Source organism: Paraburkholderia sp. SEWSISQ10-3 4, assembly GCF_030464785.1.
Taxonomy (GTDB): Bacteria; Pseudomonadota; Gammaproteobacteria; order Burkholderiales; family Burkholderiaceae; genus Paraburkholderia; species Paraburkholderia aspalathi.
On record NZ_JALPRI010000013.1, the window covers coordinates 165,836 to 182,658 of the forward strand.

The 16,823-nt window shown below is 60.4% G+C and carries 16 protein-coding genes; 7 read left to right on the top strand and 9 right to left on the bottom strand.

Annotated elements, in window-relative coordinates:
- Window positions 1–4: 4 nt before the first annotated feature.
- Together M0D68_RS23260 and M0D68_RS23265 are read right to left on the bottom strand one after the other, a co-directional pair.
- Window positions 5–1,018 (bottom strand): succinylglutamate desuccinylase/aspartoacylase family protein, encoded by a 1,014-nt coding sequence (locus tag M0D68_RS23260; protein ID WP_266225459.1) that lies wholly within the window; start codon window positions 1,016–1,018, stop codon window positions 5–7.
- A gap of 315 nt (window positions 1,019–1,333) precedes the next feature.
- Window positions 1,334–2,134, bottom strand: coding sequence for a hypothetical protein (locus tag M0D68_RS23265; protein WP_266225460.1), 801 nt, complete (start codon window positions 2,132–2,134; stop codon window positions 1,334–1,336).
- A 305-nt stretch (window positions 2,135–2,439) separates the two neighbouring features.
- Between M0D68_RS23265 and M0D68_RS23270 the strand changes: the two genes are divergently transcribed.
- Window positions 2,440–4,080, top strand: a complete 1,641-nt coding sequence (locus tag M0D68_RS23270; protein ID WP_266225462.1) for a methyl-accepting chemotaxis protein — start codon at window positions 2,440–2,442, stop codon at window positions 4,078–4,080.
- Window positions 4,081–4,479: 399 nt separating this feature from the next.
- A complete protein-coding gene (locus M0D68_RS23275) occupies window positions 4,480–4,950 on the top strand; it encodes a hypothetical protein (protein WP_093643620.1) in 471 nt (156 codons plus the stop codon).
- A 147-nt stretch (window positions 4,951–5,097) separates the two neighbouring features.
- On the opposite strand, the gene M0D68_RS23280 is transcribed toward M0D68_RS23275, so the two are convergent.
- The 7 genes from M0D68_RS23280 to M0D68_RS23310 all read right to left on the bottom strand — a co-directional run bounded on the left by M0D68_RS23280 (window position 5,098) and on the right by M0D68_RS23310 (window position 11,769).
- Window positions 5,098–5,907, bottom strand: coding sequence for a c-type cytochrome (locus tag M0D68_RS23280; protein WP_266225464.1), 810 nt, complete (start codon window positions 5,905–5,907; stop codon window positions 5,098–5,100).
- Complete coding sequence (locus M0D68_RS23285) at window positions 5,904–7,529, bottom strand: b(o/a)3-type cytochrome-c oxidase subunit 1 (protein WP_266225466.1); 1,626 nt, start codon at window positions 7,527–7,529, stop codon at window positions 5,904–5,906. Before M0D68_RS23285 ends, M0D68_RS23280 begins: the two co-directional genes overlap by 4 nt.
- Window positions 7,516–8,088 (bottom strand): cytochrome C oxidase subunit II, encoded by a 573-nt coding sequence (locus M0D68_RS23290; protein ID WP_266225467.1) that lies wholly within the window; start codon window positions 8,086–8,088, stop codon window positions 7,516–7,518. The genes M0D68_RS23285 and M0D68_RS23290 overlap by 14 nt, the downstream gene beginning before the upstream one ends.
- Window positions 8,089–8,090: 2 nt before the next feature.
- A complete protein-coding gene (locus M0D68_RS23295; RefSeq protein ID WP_167378501.1) occupies window positions 8,091–8,267 on the bottom strand; it encodes a hypothetical protein in 177 nt (58 codons plus the stop codon).
- A 30-nt stretch (window positions 8,268–8,297) separates the two neighbouring features.
- Complete coding sequence (locus M0D68_RS23300) at window positions 8,298–9,680, bottom strand: cytochrome c (protein WP_266225468.1); 1,383 nt, start codon at window positions 9,678–9,680, stop codon at window positions 8,298–8,300.
- Complete coding sequence (locus M0D68_RS23305) at window positions 9,677–10,393, bottom strand: c-type cytochrome (protein WP_211702902.1); 717 nt, start codon at window positions 10,391–10,393, stop codon at window positions 9,677–9,679. The genes M0D68_RS23300 and M0D68_RS23305 overlap by 4 nt, the downstream gene beginning before the upstream one ends.
- 488 nt (window positions 10,394–10,881) lie before the next feature.
- Entirely contained in the window at window positions 10,882–11,769 is an 888-nt protein-coding gene (locus M0D68_RS23310) for a LysR family transcriptional regulator (protein ID WP_266225470.1), read from the bottom strand.
- A gap of 98 nt (window positions 11,770–11,867) precedes the next feature.
- On the opposite strand from M0D68_RS23310, the gene M0D68_RS23315 reads away from it, so the two are divergent.
- The 5 genes from M0D68_RS23315 (at window position 11,868) to aqpZ (ending at window position 16,793) form a co-directional block, all read left to right on the top strand.
- Window positions 11,868–13,190 (top strand): MFS transporter, encoded by a 1,323-nt coding sequence (locus M0D68_RS23315; RefSeq protein WP_266225472.1) that lies wholly within the window; start codon window positions 11,868–11,870, stop codon window positions 13,188–13,190.
- 355 nt (window positions 13,191–13,545) lie between these two features.
- Entirely contained in the window at window positions 13,546–14,193 is a 648-nt protein-coding gene (locus tag M0D68_RS23320) for a response regulator transcription factor (protein WP_266225473.1), read from the top strand.
- 159 nt (window positions 14,194–14,352) lie between these two features.
- Window positions 14,353–15,045: a response regulator transcription factor gene (locus M0D68_RS23325; protein ID WP_093643604.1), complete on the top strand. Its 693-nt coding sequence runs from the start codon at window positions 14,353–14,355 to the stop codon at window positions 15,043–15,045.
- A gap of 111 nt (window positions 15,046–15,156) precedes the next feature.
- The gene (locus tag M0D68_RS23330; RefSeq protein WP_093643602.1) at window positions 15,157–15,801 is read left to right on the top strand and encodes a response regulator transcription factor; all 645 of its coding nucleotides are present in this window, start codon (window positions 15,157–15,159) and stop codon (window positions 15,799–15,801) included.
- Between the two features lie 245 nt (window positions 15,802–16,046).
- Window positions 16,047–16,793 (top strand): aquaporin Z, encoded by a 747-nt coding sequence (aqpZ, locus tag M0D68_RS23335; RefSeq protein WP_266225474.1) that lies wholly within the window; start codon window positions 16,047–16,049, stop codon window positions 16,791–16,793.
- Window positions 16,794–16,823 lie beyond the last annotated feature (30 nt).

Here is a 16,823-nt window from a genome sequence, read left to right on the forward strand (position 1 = left end):
TGGTTCATAGCGCTTTGGCGTCGGTTGCCACGAGTGCGACGCAGTCGCCCGGCTCGACACTCGCGAACGAACGCACGACGACCACCACGCCCGCGCTGCGAAACCTCAGTTGGACGGGCGCCGCCCACGGCGCGTGCGGATCGAAGACACGCCCGGCAAGGTCACCGGCGCTCACACGGTCGCCGAGCTTGAATGCCGGTTCGAAGATTCCTCGTGTGGATGCAAAGACGTAATGCCGTTCACCGTCGACCTGCAGCCAGTGCGTGTCGTAGCGCGGTGTCGGTAGCGGCGCGTTGACGCAGATGCCGAGTGCCGCGAGCACGCGCTGCAAACCTTCCTCCACGATCGCCAGGCCTTGCGGATTGCAGGTCGCGTAACCGCCGAATTCGCCGCACAGAAACAGCTTTCCATGCCGCTCGATGGCTGCGCCATACGTGCGGTCCTCACCGAGCAGATCCATCACCATCGCGTTGGGCGCGGCAAAGGCGTCGACGATCCGCCGATATTCGCTGCGTCGTTCCGGGTCGGCCGGTGGTGCCACCAGCAGCGTCGGCAAATGGTCGAAGGACGCACCGCCAGCGTGAATGTCGAAGACGAAATCAGCGCGTGGAAACAGCTCGGTGTCCACGTAGTGCGCAATCATCTCCGTGATGGACCCATCGCGACGACCCGGGAAAATCCGGTTCATGTTCGCGGCGTCTATTGGCGAAGTCCGGCGCCCGGCGAGGAACGCGGGGAAGTTCAGACCCGGCACAACAATTAGGCGGCCGTTGATGTTCATCGACGGCATGCGTTGCAGCAGTTTCATCAGCGCGATCGGGCCTTCGTATTCATCGCCATGATTGCCGCCGGTGAGGAGCGCCGTTGGGCCGTCACCACGCTTCAGCACGGCGATCGGGATCGGGATGTGCCCATAGGCAGAGCGGTCCACCGAATGCGGTACGCGCAACGTACCGGTCTGAAAACCTTCCTGCTCGAAATCGATATCCGTCGAAATGCGCGAACGGTCGGTTGCCATCAATCGTCTCCTTGCTGTTGGCATATTGCGCGGCGGCGGATGCGCACGACGCTGCGATGTCCGTACTATCGGAAATCGGTACGATTTACGCCAATGCCGATTGATGGCCGCCGCGATGCCTCAAAGGCATCGCCCTGCAGTGCGCGGGGCGCATGCGGTTCGACGACTTAGATGGTGGGTGTCCGCACGGCGGACACCTTACCGTGGAAGGTGTCGCGCGATACCGGATGCCGTGGAGGGATTGTGATTTAGGGTCATTCAGGACAGCGCCGGCATGCGGGAGAAGGAAAGGCTGGCGTCAAAGCCAAATACCCCTCAACGCCTGAGATGCTCCAACGCATCTCTCATCGGCGAACTGGAAACGACAATCGGCCCGGAAAACGGCGTATCCAGATCGACGATCACGTAGATAGCGGAAGCAATAGAAACTGCCCCAAGCGAGATCGTGACCAAAGCCAACGCATTGCGCGGCGCGATCAATCCGAAGCTAAGAAAAATCACGCACAACCAGAACGTCAGCGTCATCAAAAAAGGCATAGAAATCGAGCTGTGCGCTTCCTCGATGATTTTCCAGCGGGCATCCACCGTTCGCCGATATTGCGTCAAGGCATCATTGAGCGCGCGCTGTTGCAACGGGTCGTGCGCTCGCAGTTGCCGCAACTGCCTTCCCACCGCGGTCAGCATGTCGCCGAGCCTCACGTTCTCCAGTTTCTGCGAGTTGTCCTGTGTGCCGATGTTCCTCGGATAGTCGCCGGCTGGAGCCGGCTCGCCAGGCCATGTCGATGCAATCGCCGCTGCGGTGTACACCCGCAGCAGGTTGCGGGCCTCATCGGTATCGCTGCCGTATTCCCGCAAGGTGGTGTCGAACTCGATCAGGTCGGCCGCATAGGTGCGCAAATCATTCGATTCGGTATCGAAACTGGATTTCGCGGACGCCGTCATCAACCCGAGCACTAAAGCGGCAAACGTCACCAGCATGCCGATAACCAGCTGGATGAGTTGCACGGTTTCGTGAGCCTTGTGCTCTTCTGGCAGCAACGGTCGCACCCAGACGCCTAGGCCGGTTCCGACAAGCAATAAAGCGAAAACCAGCAGGGCCGAGCCTATTTCTGACATAGAAATGCTCCGGAGACGCGTGCCTCGTCACTTTCTACCAACCACCGCCTGCCGGCCACCCGGGTAGTCCCGCAAATGCCCCTGCCCAAACAGCGGCCGACTTCCGCTCGTATGTTGATGTATCGCAACTGTATGCGCCATCAACCATAAAGTTTTTTGTAATCCCGCCGTAGACCATCTATGTGGCATTCGCTTAAATTTTGATCAAAGGTTGCGGACCTGGCCGGATGGGCTTGGGCGCAGCACGCGTGGCCGAGGGGAGTTTTCTGAACATTCGGTCAGGCAGCCCAATGGAGACCAGCCCGATGTTGAAAAATTTGTCGATTCGAACCTGCCTTACCCTGATGATCGTGTTCTTCGGCCTGGTGCTGCTGTTCGGCGCCGCCGCCGGACTGCTGTCGTTGCGTTCGAGCAACGCGTCGCTGCAGCAGATGTACACCGTAGACACGCCTGCAGTCGCCGACCTCGAAGGTAGCGCTGGACAGTTGCTACGCCTGCGTCTGGCGCTGGCGACTTACGCGTCGTTGGTCGACCTGAACGATCAGGACGGCGCCAACGCGGTGCTCAAGCGCTTTGATCAGTATCAGAAAGCCTCGAATGATCGCCTCGCCCATTATGTGAGCCGCGCGAGCACGGATGCCGACGAACAGCGCCTGATCAAGGACATGCAGGATAAGCGCGATACCTTCCTGCACGACGGTGTCGAGCCGGCGCTGGCCGCGCTCAAGGCGGGTGACAAAAACGCATTCGAGCAGTTGCAGGCGCACAAGCTGCCGTCGCTCTACAGCGCGTACGAGAAGGCGATGCTCACGCTCGAGCAATTGCAAATCGATCACGGTGCGCAGCGTTATCAGGACGCACAGGATCTGTTCTACGCAATCTGCATTGCTGTGGCGGTCGGCATGGGGCTGTCGCTGCTGGGTGCCTTGATTGGGCGGGCGGTGATGGTGCGGGCGATTGTTAGCCCGGTCGATGCGACCATCGCGCAGTTCCAGCGGATTGCCAATGGCGATCTGACCAGCCAGATCGACGTGACGAGCAATAACGAAATGGGCCGTCTCGCCGCGGCGTTGCGCAAGATGCAGGACTCGCTGATCGAGACGGTGAATGCCGTGCGTCACGGCACGGAATCGATCGATACGGGCGTGAGCGAGATTGCCGCGGGCAATACCGACCTGTCGCAGCGTACCGAAGAGCAGGCCGCATCGCTCGAAGAAACGGCGGCGAGCATCGAAGAGCTGACCTCGACGGTCAAACAGACCGCGGACAACGCGAAGCAGGCGAGCTCGCTGGCGCAGGGTGCGTCGAGTCTCGCTGCACAGGGTGGCGATCTGACGGAGCAGGTGGTGGGCACGATGCATGGCATCGTCGACGACTCGCGGCGGATTGCCGATATTGTCGGCGTGATCGAAGGCATTGCTTTCCAGACCAATATTCTCGCGTTGAATGCGGCGGTCGAGGCGGCGCGTGCAGGCGAACAAGGACGTGGGTTTGCGGTGGTGGCGAGCGAAGTGCGGTCGTTGGCACAGCGAAGCGCGGCGGCGGCGAAGGAGATCAAGGGGTTGATCGATGCTTCGACGGCGCGAGTGCAGGCAGGGTCGCAGTTGGTCGAACGCTCGGGGTCGACGATGACCGAGATCGTCAATTCGATTTCGCGTGTGAGTTCGATCATGGGTGAGATCGCGGCGGCGGCGCTTGAGCAGAGCACCGGGATCGATCAGGTTAACCTGGCTGTTGCGCAGATGGATGAGGTGACGCAGCAGAATGCCGCGCTGGTTGAGCAGGCTGCTGCGGCTGCTAGTTCGCTGGAGGACCAGGCTCGCAGGTTGACTTCGGCGGTGGCTGTGTTTCAGACGGGGAGCGGGGATTCTTCTCTTGCAGGTAGGCGAGGTGGGGCTGCGGCTACGCAGCGGAGGGTTAGCGCGGGTGAGTTTGTAGTGGCTTGATACGGCAGACCGCGTAGCGTGTTGAAGGATGATCGAGCGCTTGAGTGCGCTGCATGAAAATCAGTACAGGGTACGCGGCAGGCCAAATGTAAAGATTAGTTATAATTCGCGCGTTTAGCCTGTTTGGTTGATCGTCTTAAAAAATAGGTGCGTTAGATTGTTCCTGCCGTTAGACAAAACGGCGCGGGTTTGACAGCCCGTCGTAACGAAACGCACTACCTGCGAAAGTGGGTAGTGCCCTTCAACACGCGCGCCTTTTCTATGGGCGGGTCGTGGTGAGGGGGCCGCAAGGCCCGCTGGTTTCGTTTCGTTACCCAGTCTGTCAACCTCGCCACGTGCCCGCTCACCCCATCTTTCAGCGAGTGTCGGGCGATTCAGGAACGAACCGGAAATCGCACCATGAGCAAATCTACCAAGACCCCTCAAGCACCCTCACGCGCGCCCGTTGATGCGCTTCAGTACGAGAAACTCGCGCTCTCAGCTTTCGATTTATGCAACCGGCAATTGGATCAGCTTAAGCGGCTGGTTACGCTTGCGGCCTCAATACGCAGGACTCCCTGCATGACAAGAGAGGAACGGCAAAGCCAACAGGCGTTGCTGGAACTGCTTGTCGAAACTGGCGAGGGGTACGAGCGCGAGATTGAATGCGACCGTGAACTGTACCAGGTGATCGCGCTTGATGCGAAGGACGTGCCCCATAGCCGCATCACCGCCAAACGTGCCGCGAGTCTTCTGTCTGAGGCGGTGCGGAAGAAATCAGATGACAGGCTGAGCGCGAAACCCGCGGATGCCGCGCGGCCCAAGCCGGTGCGCACAAAGGTCGCGTCGCGAGCAGAAGCGGGCGCACAGGTTTCTGGTGCTGCACATTAACCGGCACCAGCGGCCACCACGCAGAAGCAACGGAAAAGGCCCGAGCTGCGCGTAAGACATTGGGCAAGAAAATGGCCCGCTGAGTGCGGGCCTTCCGACACCTCATTCGCGGTTAAGCGCCGCGAAGGCTAAACCAAACTCAAACGATTACTGCATAGCCGCGTAATACTTAGCCACGCTATCAATCTCCGCCGAAGTCATCTGGCGGGCGACATTCCGCATCTGCTCATTAATATCGTTATGCCGCGCACCGGAAGCAAACGCCCGCATCTGCGTAGCGAGATAAATGGACGACTGCCCACCAAGCCAGGGTGCCGCCCCCTTACGATCCAGCTGTCCATGACAGGCCGCACAAGGCGCAATATTCCGCTGCGGATCACCCTGCATCGCAAGCTTCACAGCATTCGCATCCGGCCCAACGCCTGTAGGCAAAACCTCGGCCGCCGGCGCGCGAGACAGCGAAGCATAGTAAGCCGCCAGGTCATGCAAATCCTGATCACTGCGAGCCGCGATAATCGGCTGCATCACCGCGTTTTGCCGCACGCCGTTCTGATAGTCGCGCAACTCTTTGTAGACCACGTCAGCATACTGCCCGGCCAATGCAGGCGCCGTCACCTGCACGGTGCCCAGCACGCCATGACACATCGAGCAATTCTGCGTCGCAATCGTCGCGCCGCGGCCAATCGAATTCGCATCTGCGCGCACCCATCGCAATGGCGGCAAGACCACCACCTCGCTCGGCGCCGGGCCGGCAATATTGGCGCCGCCGTACCAGCTCGACGGCGCACCCGCGGCGCTGCAAATCGTCGCCCATAAGCCGCGCTCGCTGAATCCGCTATTCGCCGATGGCAACCAGACGAAGCCGATCAGTATCGCGACCACGGCAATCGCAATCGTGCCGCCCAGGCTCACCGTGAACCACGGATTGCGCAAGCTGAAGACGCGTTCCTGACTCATCGCTGCGCTCCAACGACAACTGCCGGCACCGACGTCTGCGGCAATTTGAGCAACTGAACGATCGGCACACTGTAGTTGACGACCGTCAGCCCGATCATCAACGCCACCCACAAGCCGAAACTATTGAGCGCGGCGGACACGTGCTCGACCGGCTGAACCGCGCTCGCGAAGCGGAAACTCTGTTGCTGTACCTCCGGTCCGAATTGCGACTTCGCGAGGATGTAGATGAACAGCACGCCGGACACCACCAGGATCAGTCCGCCCACCGCCGACATCCCTACCCAGAACGCCTGTGATTCCATCCCCGGCATGTTGTAGTCGTAGTAGGCCATGCGGCGTGGCGCACCGAGCAGACCGACGTAATGCCACGGCAGCGTCACCACCATCATGCCGATGAACCACAGCCACAGTTGCGTACGCACCAGCTTCACCGACGTAATCGCACGGCCGGTCAGTTGCGGCCACAGTTCGTACGCGATCGCGAAGTACATGATGACGATCGCCCCGCCGAAAATCAGATGGAAGTGTCCAGTCACCCACTGCGTGTTGTGCACGGTCGAGTTCAACTGATAGCTCATGTTGATCAGGCCGCCCGCACCGCCGAGCCCCAGCATCACGAACGAAAACGCGATCACCAGCATCATCGGGTTTTGCCACGGCAATGCGGTCAGCCAGCCGAATGCGCCTTTGCCGCCGCGCAGTCTGCCGGCGATTTCCACCGAAGCGCAGATGGTGAACACCGTCAGCAACGTCGGCACCGACACCATGCCGGTGAACACCGCATGCAGGAACTTGAAGCCCGAACCGACTTGCGGATCGGCGAACAGGTGGTGAATGCCGATCGGCATCGCGAACACAAGGAACAGAATGAACGACACGCGCGCCATCGAATCGCTATAGAGCCGTCCGCCGATCGCACGCGGCACCAGCGTGTAGTACGCGATGTAAGCTGGGATCAGCCAGAAGTAGACGATCGCATGCAGCGTCCACGAGAACAGGATGCGCGAGAGGCCGGCATCGATCGTGTTGGTGAGACCGAAAGCGACGGGCAAGATCTGGAACAGGATTTCGAGCGCCGCGCCGATTGCGGTCCAGGCCCACAGATACGCGCCTGCGACGTTGGCGAACATCGCGAGCGGTATCGGCTTGCCGGGATTAGCACGCTTCCAGATGCGCAGATTCACGTGCATCAGCGCGACCCAGATCCACGAACCGACCACCACCAGCACCACACCGAGGTAGTAGAACGGACTGCCGATCATCGGCGGATAGAAGGTGTAGAGCACTGATGCCTTGCCTAGCGCGACAGGCACCATCGCCATCACCGCGCCAACTGCCAGCATGATGAATGCGGCCCAGGCCCATTTCAAACCGACAAGCCGCTGCGCGAGCGCGAGTTCGACGATCGCGTAACCGAAGCCCATCGACACCAACGTGGGCAGCACGTAAGCCATCACCGAGCCATGCGCGGTCACCGATCGATAGTAGAGCTCGGGGTCGCCGACCCACGGCAGCAGCGGGCTGCGTACCAGCATCTGCCACGCGCCGAGCAGCAGCGCGATCAGAAACGCGATGAAGGCCAGCCAGAAATGCGCGAGAACGAGTCGCTTAGCGTGAAACACAGCTGAGCCTCCGTGATTGTCGGGCCTGCTCGAAGAACGTGGCTTTGTCGATGACCTTGACGTGCGCCCACATGGTCTGATGGCCGAAGCCGCAGAACTCATGACACGGCATGGTGTGATCGGCGGGTTTGTCGAAGCGCGTGTTCAGCGTGGCGACATAGCCGGGCACGACCATCGTGTTGATGTTGGTGTCGGTCACGAGCAAGCCGTGCACGACATCGGCGCTGGTGGTGCGGATTGTGATCGGCGTATCGGCAGGCACCAGCAGACATTGCGGTGTGAACGAATACTGCTGCGCGACGAAGCGCACGACCACCGAACCATCCGGCTCGACTGCGCTGCCAAGGTTGTCTTCGACGAATTCGCCCGACAGTTGCAGGCGCGAGGGATCGATCGTCTCGACCCGCGACGGCGGCATCATCGCCCAATGCAGCCCCGAGTACACAATGACGACGAGCATCAGCACGATCAGCGCCGTGGCGAAAGTCGCCCAGCGGCGCTCGGCGCGTAAAGCGACTTCGTGACCGCTGCCCGGTTGGTGATTGGAATCAGTCGACATAGTCAATGGATGACGCCGCGCGGCAGGAAGACAAGAAAGTAGAAGCCGAACCAGATCGCCATGACGATCAGCGTGGCGACGCCGGCTACGGCGATGGCGCCATGCGGGCCGGCCGCGACGACGCGTTCCACTTCTTCATCCGTCGGTGGGGCCGCGCTGCGGGTATCGTTCGCTTCCATCTGGAGATTCTCCGGTGCAGCAGTTCAGGTTCAGTGCAGCGGTGCTTTGCGCAATTCGTTGACCTCGCGGGACGTCACCGGCTGGCCGTGGTTGCCCCACGCAGTGCGGATATAGGTGACGACGGCGGCGGCGTCGGTATCGTTCAACTCCTGACCGAACGGAGGCATGCCGTACGGTTCGGGATTGCGCGCCGTGCCGGGCGGGAAACCGCCGTTGAGCACGATGCGGATCGGGTTCACGGCGGAGTCCATTTCAATCGACTGGTTACGTGCGAGCGGCGGATAGTGCTGCAACTGACCCTCGCCGTTCGCGCCGTGACACAGGGCGCATTTGTCGGCGTAGATCTTTTCGCCGAGCGCAAACACGTTGGTATTGGTCGGTGCGGACGGGCCCGACTTGCGGCCGCGATTGTCCGGTAAGGTCTTGAGATAGACGGCCATCGCCTTGACGTCATCTTCCGTCATGTACTGAAGGCTGTGATAGGTGACTTCGGCCATCGGTCCGTACACAGCGCCGCGATCGGAAATGCCCGCTTGCAGCAGATCGACGATGTCCTTGATGCTCCAGTCGCCGAGACCGCCGTCTTTGTCGGATGTGAGCGAGGGCGCGTACCAGTTCTGCACCGGAATCAGACCGCCCGCGAACTGCTCGCTTTGCGACGAACCGCCGAGCATGTTGATCTTGGTGTGGCACATCGTGCAGTGCCCGAGCCCATCGACGAGATAAGCGCCGCGATTCCATTCGACCGATTTGGTCGGGTCGGGCTGGAACTCGCCTTCACGGAAATACAACGTGCGCCAGCCATATAGCAGCTTGCGCTGGTTGAACGGGAAGCGCAGCGTGTGCTTGTGATTCGGCTCGCGTACTGGCGCTACGGATTTCAGGTACGCGAAGATCGCGTTCGAGTCTTCACGTGTGACCTTGGTGTACTGGGCGATCGGCATCGCAGGGTAGAGCAGGGTGCCGTCCGGCGTGCGGCCGGTGCGCATCATCTTGAAGAACGCGTCCTCGCTCCATGTGCCGATGCCGTACTGCGCGTCCGGTGTGATGTTCGGCGAATACAGCGTACCGAACGGCGTATCCATGGCGAGCCCGCCGGCGAAAAGCTTGCCGCGCGGAGCGGTATGGCAGGCGACGCAGTCGCCGGCGCGCGCCAGATACTCGCCGCGTTTGACGATGTCGGGACGGGTGTCGGCTTTGTCGCCAGTGGTAGTTGCGGTAGTTACGGTTGTGGCGGCAGGCACGGCTTCAGCCGCGCTCGCTTCAGCGATCAACAGCGCTCGCGGTGCGCTGAAGAGCGCGGCGCCGCCGGCGACGATCAAGGCGGCAACCAGCAAGCTGAATACAGTGATGCGACGGCGCTTCGTCATGGCATGCGCAGCAGGGCGGCTCAAGCGGAAGGTCGTCTTCATTGCGGTTGGCTCCCGCATGCAAGCGGCAACCGCTCAGCGGACGCCGGCGCGGGCCGTGGATCGGCAGGGCGCGGCTGGCGCGCGAGCCAACTCGATACCGCGGTGATGTCCTTGTCGGTCAGCTTGACGGCGATCGAATGCATGCAGTCCGGCGCAAGCGCGTGACGTGTGCCCGAGCGCCACGTACCCATCTGCCCGGCGATGTAGCTCGCATGCAGGCCGAGCAGGCCCGGGATGCCAGGCTGCGTGCCCGTCATGCGTGCTCCATGACACGCGATGCACGCCGGGATCTTGCGTGCCGGGTCGCCTTGGGTGACGAGTCGTTGTCCGGCTGCGAGCACGGCCGGTGCCACGTCGGTGTGATCGGCATTCGGATAGGGCGGTTGCAGGTCCGCGAAGTACTGGCTGATCTTGCGCAGATAGTCGTCGGGAAGGAAGGCGAGCAGATAACCCATTGGCGGATAAGTGCGACCGCCGTCACGAAACGCGCTCAGCTGATTGAACAGATAGTCGGCCGGTTTGCCGGCGATACGCGGGAAGTAATCGTTGTTCAGGCCCTGGCCTTGCACGCCATGACACGAGGTGCAGGCGCGCACGCGCTCGTCCATGGCCGAGGGCATCGCGGCTGACGCGTCTGTGGCTGCGAACGCCGCACCACGCCACATGACGTAAAGCACCACCAGAATCGAAAATCCGATAGATCTACGATGCACGCCAGGCCTCGTCGGGGAACGGTTATTTTCGCTATTTATTTCTCATGCATTCGCTCGTGAATTCACTCATCGAAATCGATGAACGATGCATGACAAGCCTGCCAATTCTTTTTCATCACGACTGCATGAACAGCAAATCGAAACGGACTTATTAAGGAGGCACAGTATTGAAGCGATGCGGCAATGCAACTTCTTTATGAAGCAACGATCTGCCTGAGTGCGCCAATGGGTGGCGGCTTTCGGGCTGCAGTAATAACGCCTGATGCGTCTCGCAGACGTGTAGCAGGTTGCAGGAATTTATCCGATGCGTCAATAAAATTTGCTGGACCAATCAGTGATGTATTTGATCAGCATAGGCGTCGATTAGAGCGCCTTCAATATTTATTCTTTGCTTGGTTCGAGTGCGGACTGCATCGCCGAATGCAATTGATGCACTGCGTTTCTGTCGTGTTCCTTGAGTCGCAGTGCGTGCATCGACGCGGAGCGCGTCAACTGAAGAGATGCATCAACGCCGTGCGTGCATTACTGACGCGTTCGCTTTCGCCGATTCGCCCCGGCAACAGATGAAACTCGACAGCGGGCAATGCGGGCAACCCGACGCTCGGTGGACAAGCCACCAGGCCTGCGCCGATCGACGATTCGTTCAGGCAGGAAATGCCCAGCCCGGCCTTCAACGCCAGTTGCAAGCCAGCCACCCCGGAGGCCGAATGCGATACCAGATACGGCACCTTGTGCTCATCGAGGAGTTTCACGACAAAGCGCTGCAACTGACAGCTCGACGGAAGCAATACCAACGAATAAGGCGTGGCCGGCCGCGGACTGGCATCGGCCGCGCAGACCCATAGCAGTTTCTCGCGCCGAACAACGGTGCTTTGTGCACCACCGCGCCGGTTGGTGGAGCGTGTGCTCCCGGTGACGAGCCGCAACGAGAGGCCGATGTCGTACGACGCATCGTCGCCGGCACTGCTATCGATCACGGCGCTCGGTTGCACGGTGACGTGCAGTTTCAGGCGCGGATGCTGTTCCGAAAACGTCTTGAGAATGCGCGCGATGTCGAGCGGACGGTAGTAGTCCGTGATGGCGATGCGCAATTCGCCGTCGAGCGAGCGGCCTTGCAGGTCTTCGAAAGCTGCTTCGCTCATGGCGATGATGCGGCGCGCGTGATCGAGCAGGCGGCTGCCGGCCGGCGTGGCGGTCACACCCTGCTTGCTGCGCACGAAGAGCGGCTGGCCGGCGCGCTCCTCAAGTTTCTTCAACTGCTCGCTCACCGATGACTGCGACAGGAACACGCGCTCCGCGCCCGCCGAGACGCTGCCCGATTCGGCGACGGCGACGAAGGTGCGCAGTTGAGTCAGGTCAAATCCGCGTTGACTCATGATTCGGTATATCCGATGGAAGTCATCTGATTTTCCGGCTTTTCCGATGGTTTGCCCAGCCGTAGGATACCTCCAATTCATTCATTGCAGAGGCTGTCATGGGAAACGATTCGATTGCCGCCGTGCGGGTACCAGGCGCGCGTACGGCGAGCCATCGGTGGAAAGTGCTGGGAGTGGGCTTTGCGGCGAACGCGAGTTTCTCGGCTGCTTTTTCTGGGATCCCGACTACGGCCGTGTTTTTGCGTTCGGGTTATCACCTCGGCAATGACGGGCTCGGACTGGTGCTCGGCATGCTCGGTTTGGGCATTGCGGTTAGCGAGTTGCCGTGGGGTTTGTTGACCGACCGTTGGGGCGATCGCCGCGTGCTGTTGCTTGGACTTCTTTCGACTGCCGCGGCGCTAGCCGGGATGGCATTGTTCGTGGTGCCGTCCGGCGCGCATGTGCCGGGCGTGGCGACGCTCGCGCTCGGCCTGCTGCTCGTCGGGCTGCTCGGCGGTAGCGTCAACGGCTCGAGTGGCCGTGCGGTGATGGCCTGGTTTCGCGAAGGTGAGCGCGGCCTCGCGATGAGCATTCGACAGACCGCGGTGCCGGCCGGCGGAGGGCTGGGCGCGCTGATCTTGCCGGCGCTCGCTTCGAAGTTCGGCTTTGCCAGTGCGTATACCGTGCTGGCCCTTGCGTGTGCGATAACTGCAGCGTTCGCATGGTGGTGGCTGCATGAGCCTTCGCATATCGAAGGGAACGGTACGGCTCGCAACGCTGCGGTTGCCGGAGCAGGTGCAGGTGCGGCGCCCGCGAAGGTCTCGCCGTTACGCGACATCGGCATCTGGCGTGTGGCGCTCGGCGCCGGCACGTTGTGTGTGCCGCAGATTGCCATCGTGACATTCGGGACCGTCTTCCTTCACGACTTCGGCCGCGCCGGTGTGCTGGCGATCAGTTTGACGATGGCAGCCGTGCAAACGGGCGCTGCGATTGCGCGGGTCTGGAGCGGTGCGTGGACCGACCGGCGCGGCAATCGACGCGCTTACATGCGCGCCTGCAGCGTGCTGACCGCGGTGCTGTTCGCCTCGCTTGCGCTGGTGACGAGCCTGGCCGGCATGCACCATACGGCCATGACGGCTGTGGTCGCACTGATGATCGTGCTGGGCGGCATAAGCGCATCTGCCTGGCACGGCGTTGCCTTCACGGAACTCGCGACCCTCGCGGGGACGAGCCGTGCAGGCACCGCACTCGCGATCGGCAATACCTGTATCTTTCTCACGCTGTTCCTGACGCCGCTCGCGATTCCGGTGTTGTTGTCGGTGGGTTCGTGGCCGATGGTGTGGGCGGTAGCCAGTCTGTGCGCATTGATCGCGCTGCCGGTATTTCCACGCGTGGCTCGCGTTAGCAAGCTGACGGCGGCACGCGCTTGTGATGCCACGTGATGGAGTAATAGCGACCGGTGGCGTTATGTTGCCGGTCAAATTCGTTATTTTTCATGCGACGAGAGCGGCGGTGCGCTCTCGTCGCTATGTTGCTTTTCAGAAGAAAAAATAGCGACGAAAAAACTCTCGCATATTCGATTTGCATAATTGCGCATTCCTGCTTTGATAGTTTCGCAATGGGCTATCAAATTGTCAGCGGGTTTCAGAGTGCTCCGATTTTCTCCGGTTTGTCGCAGTGGTTTTATGGCCGCCCTTGGTGCGGTGTCCTACGCCACTGGGCCATTAGAGCGCGCATGAAGCGGACGGTATTTCCCTATACGTTTGCTGAGTATGCCTACAACAGCAGAGACAAATCATGACGAAACTTCGAGTCATTCTTGCGGACGATCATCCATTCGTTCTGCTTGGCGTTCGGGCCGCGCTGGAAATGCACGCCGGTGTCACCATTGTCGGCGAAGCGACTACTCCCACTTCATTGATCACGCTGTTGGAGAGCACGCTATGCGATGTGCTCGTTACCGATCTGACGATGCCTGAGGTATCCGGCACGGTCGAAGATGGGTTGGACCTTGTCAGGCGAATCCGATCCTCATGGCCGTCGTTGCGCATCGTTGTGATGACGGCTCTGACGAACACTGCGATTCTGCGCGCCATCGTGTCAGATGGTGTAGTCAGCGTGCTCAGCAAAATGGAAACGTTGGACGAGCTTTGGCAAGCGATGGAGACGAGCAGGAAGGGTGACATGTACGTCGGCCGCTCCATCATTCAGGCGCTTGGTTTGCCTCGGGACGACGCGAGCGAACTGCCTCCTGTATCGCGATTGTCCTCCAGACAGGCAGAAGTTATAAGAATGTTCGTGCGTGGCCAATCGATCTCCGAGATCGCCGCGACGCTCGGATGCCATCGTCGCACTATCAGTCGTCAGAAACGCGAAGCAATGGCTAAACTCGGCGTTGCCAACGATCCCGGTCTCTTTGCTTATATTCGTGCGCATGGCGTTTGATGGAGTTAAATCGTATATCTAATCAATTTTCAGAGTGCGGTCATTGCTCATTTAAGAGCGATCTTATGTCTATCGGCCAGGATTTGACTAATGATCGCGGCACGGCCAGTTGCTCCGGAGAGAGCGGCAGGGAATTCAGGTACGGGGGAGAAAAAGACGATGAGCGATAACGTTGAACCAAGTACACCTGTGCGTACCATCATCGCGGACGATCATCCACTGGTTCTGTTAGCGATCGAGAATCTGATGATGGGCTATCCGGATATGCAAGTCGTCGGTCGTGCTGCCGACGCCACGGAACTATTCAAAGAAGTTGATCGTGTTCCATGCGACCTCGTTTTCATGGACCTTTACATGTCAGGCGGCCTCTACGGCGACGGATTGGAGGCCGTCAGGCAGTTCAAGATGCGTTATCCCCAAGTCGCACTCGTAGTACTCACGATGGAAACCGAAGCGGCCGCGTTGAGAAAGGTTATCGCGCTCGGTGTCGATGGGCTGATCAGCAAGCGCGACCGGATCGATCTGATTCACGTGGCAGCCATCACGGCGCTGGCTCGGGAGTGCTACCTCGGGCCGGCGGTGCGATCGCTGATTGCCGATGCAACAGTCGCGCAGCGGCTCGACTTTGTCCGTCAAATGTTGTCGCGCCGCGAACTGGAGGTGTTCAGGCAGTACGCCTCCGGCCTTGGCGTAACGGAGATCGCCGCGCGCTTCGGTCGCAGTGTCAAGACGATCAGCGCTCAGAAATGTACTGCGATGCGCAAGCTCGATCTGCATAGCGACGCGGAGTTGTTCCGCTTCGCTGTCGAGCACGGCGTGATCTCTGAAGATTGTCTGCAGAACCGGCGCTAAGCCGACGAGATGTCATGCCGGTTTGGTGGCATGGCGAACAGAAGATGTACTTGGCACATCCCGGGGAGGCACGTTGCGTGCAGGGAGTGCCAGTCGATAAGACAAGAAAAAATGACACAAAGAATCCGCGTCATCGTGGCCGACGATCACGATTGCGTTCGTGTTGGTGTGATGCGTCTGCTTCAAGCAGCGCCCCACATCGAGATAATCGGTGAGGCGCCCGATACCGAAACGCTGGCCGAATTGCTCGACGTCCATGCGTGCGATGTCGTCGTATCGGATATCGGCATGCCGGGCATCCACGGTGCCAACAATGCCGTCTCGTTTCTCCGCCGTCTGTTGCGGGGGCGGCCGCGCCCTTGCGTCGTCGTGCTGACGATGATCTGCCATGTGCACATGCTTTCAGGATTGTTGCACCTCGGCGTGGCCGGAATCGTCGATAAGCGCGATACCGCCGCGGCGTTGATCGAAGCGATCGAGGCAGCGGTTGGCGGCCGTGTTTATCTATCGGACCAGGCGCGCATTGCGATGGACGCATGCGATGCGCCGCCACAGCCGCGCGCGGGTGTGCTGAGCGCGCGTGAGTGGGAGGTCTTCCAGCTTTATGTGCAAGGTTTGGCGGTCCACGAAATTGCAGCGCGACTGCAGCGCAGCGGCAAGACCATCAGCACGCAGAAGCGAAGCGCGATGCGCAAGCTCGGGCTCGAGACTGAAAACGACCTTATCGACTATGCGAGACAGATTGGGTTGACCTGATAGCTGCGTCAGAGAACTAGACTGCGACTCCTGTGATGATTCTTAGGATTTTAGGAGTCTTCTGATTGGTTGGGTGAAGTTGCCGCTTCATAGTTATGAATTAGCTGAGGCTCGACGTCCAACGCCGCCTGACGAAGGCAGTTATTTCGCCATGCTGAGCAATGCCGAGCCTGGAAAATTCAGGCAAATGTCTAGCGGCTGGAGTAGAGCACCGTCTGCCATTTGCGCAAATACTGGGAGGCGGAATGGTAGGGCTAGGCAAGCGGTTATGGGTCGAAGGAGTCGGGACGGCGTGGGTGGTGTTCATCGGCTGCGGCAGCATTGTATTGAACACCGGCGCGGTCCAGCAAGGTTACGGCGTCCTTGAAGTCTCACTCGCATTCGGTCTCGCGCTCGTCACAGCGAGCTATGCGTTCGGCGCCTACTCAGGCGCGCACTTCAATCCGGCTGTCACGATCGGCTTCACGGTCGCGCACCGTTTCCCGGTTCGGGATCTGCTGCCCTACATTGCTGCCCAGATTCTCGGGGCCATCGCAGCCGCAGCGCTGCTCGTTTACGTGGCGAGCGGCCGCCCCGGCTTCGAACTGGGTGCGAGCGAATTCGCAGCGAACGGTTTCGGCGAACATTCTCCGGCCGATTATCAACTTCATTCCGCACTGGTCGTCGAGCTTGCACTGTCGTTCGCTTTCGTCTTGGTGAGTCTGATGGTGACCTGCCGGCGAAAGTTGCGACCGATCGCACCGCTGGTCGCCGGTGCGTCTCTGATGATCGTGTACATGGTGTCGATTCCCGTTACCAACGGTTCGATCAATCCCGCTCGCTCTACCGGTCAGGCGTTGTTCGTCGGCGACTGGGCACTCGACCAGCTCTGGCTGTTCTGGGCCGCGCCGTTGCTGGGCGGCGTCGCTGCAGGTGCGCTGTTTTCCTTCCTCCGGTGCAAGTCCTGCCGGCGTGCGGCGTCGCTCGCTCACGGGCAGGGCGAAGTCGCGTGAGCGCCGCCTCGTCTAATTTCATGGTGCTCG

Bases quoted from the DNA above. Each gene is read 5' to 3' on its own strand.
- aqpZ (WP_266225474.1), top strand. From the start codon at position 16,047: ATGGTAGGGCTAGGCAAGCGGTTATGGGTCGAAGGAGTCGGGACGGCG.
- M0D68_RS23310 (WP_266225470.1), bottom strand. From the start codon at position 11,769: ATGAGTCAACGCGGATTTGACCTGACTCAACTGCGCACCTTCGTCGCC.
- M0D68_RS23320 (WP_266225473.1), top strand. From the start codon at position 13,546: ATGACGAAACTTCGAGTCATTCTTGCGGACGATCATCCATTCGTTCTG.
- M0D68_RS23330 (WP_093643602.1), top strand. From the start codon at position 15,157: ATGACACAAAGAATCCGCGTCATCGTGGCCGACGATCACGATTGCGTT.
- M0D68_RS23280 (WP_266225464.1), bottom strand. From the start codon at position 5,907: ATGAGTCAGGAACGCGTCTTCAGCTTGCGCAATCCGTGGTTCACGGTG.
- M0D68_RS23260 (WP_266225459.1), bottom strand. From the start codon at position 1,018: ATGGCAACCGACCGTTCGCGCATTTCGACGGATATCGATTTCGAGCAG.
- M0D68_RS23275 (WP_093643620.1), top strand. From the start codon at position 4,480: ATGAGCAAATCTACCAAGACCCCTCAAGCACCCTCACGCGCGCCCGTT.
- M0D68_RS23270 (WP_266225462.1), top strand. From the start codon at position 2,440: ATGTTGAAAAATTTGTCGATTCGAACCTGCCTTACCCTGATGATCGTG.
- M0D68_RS23325 (WP_093643604.1), top strand. From the start codon at position 14,353: ATGAGCGATAACGTTGAACCAAGTACACCTGTGCGTACCATCATCGCG.
- M0D68_RS23295 (WP_167378501.1), bottom strand. From the start codon at position 8,267: ATGGAAGCGAACGATACCCGCAGCGCGGCCCCACCGACGGATGAAGAA.
- M0D68_RS23290 (WP_266225467.1), bottom strand. From the start codon at position 8,088: ATGTCGACTGATTCCAATCACCAACCGGGCAGCGGTCACGAAGTCGCT.
- M0D68_RS23265 (WP_266225460.1), bottom strand. From the start codon at position 2,134: ATGTCAGAAATAGGCTCGGCCCTGCTGGTTTTCGCTTTATTGCTTGTC.
- M0D68_RS23300 (WP_266225468.1), bottom strand. From the start codon at position 9,680: ATGAAGACGACCTTCCGCTTGAGCCGCCCTGCTGCGCATGCCATGACG.
- M0D68_RS23315 (WP_266225472.1), top strand. From the start codon at position 11,868: ATGGGAAACGATTCGATTGCCGCCGTGCGGGTACCAGGCGCGCGTACG.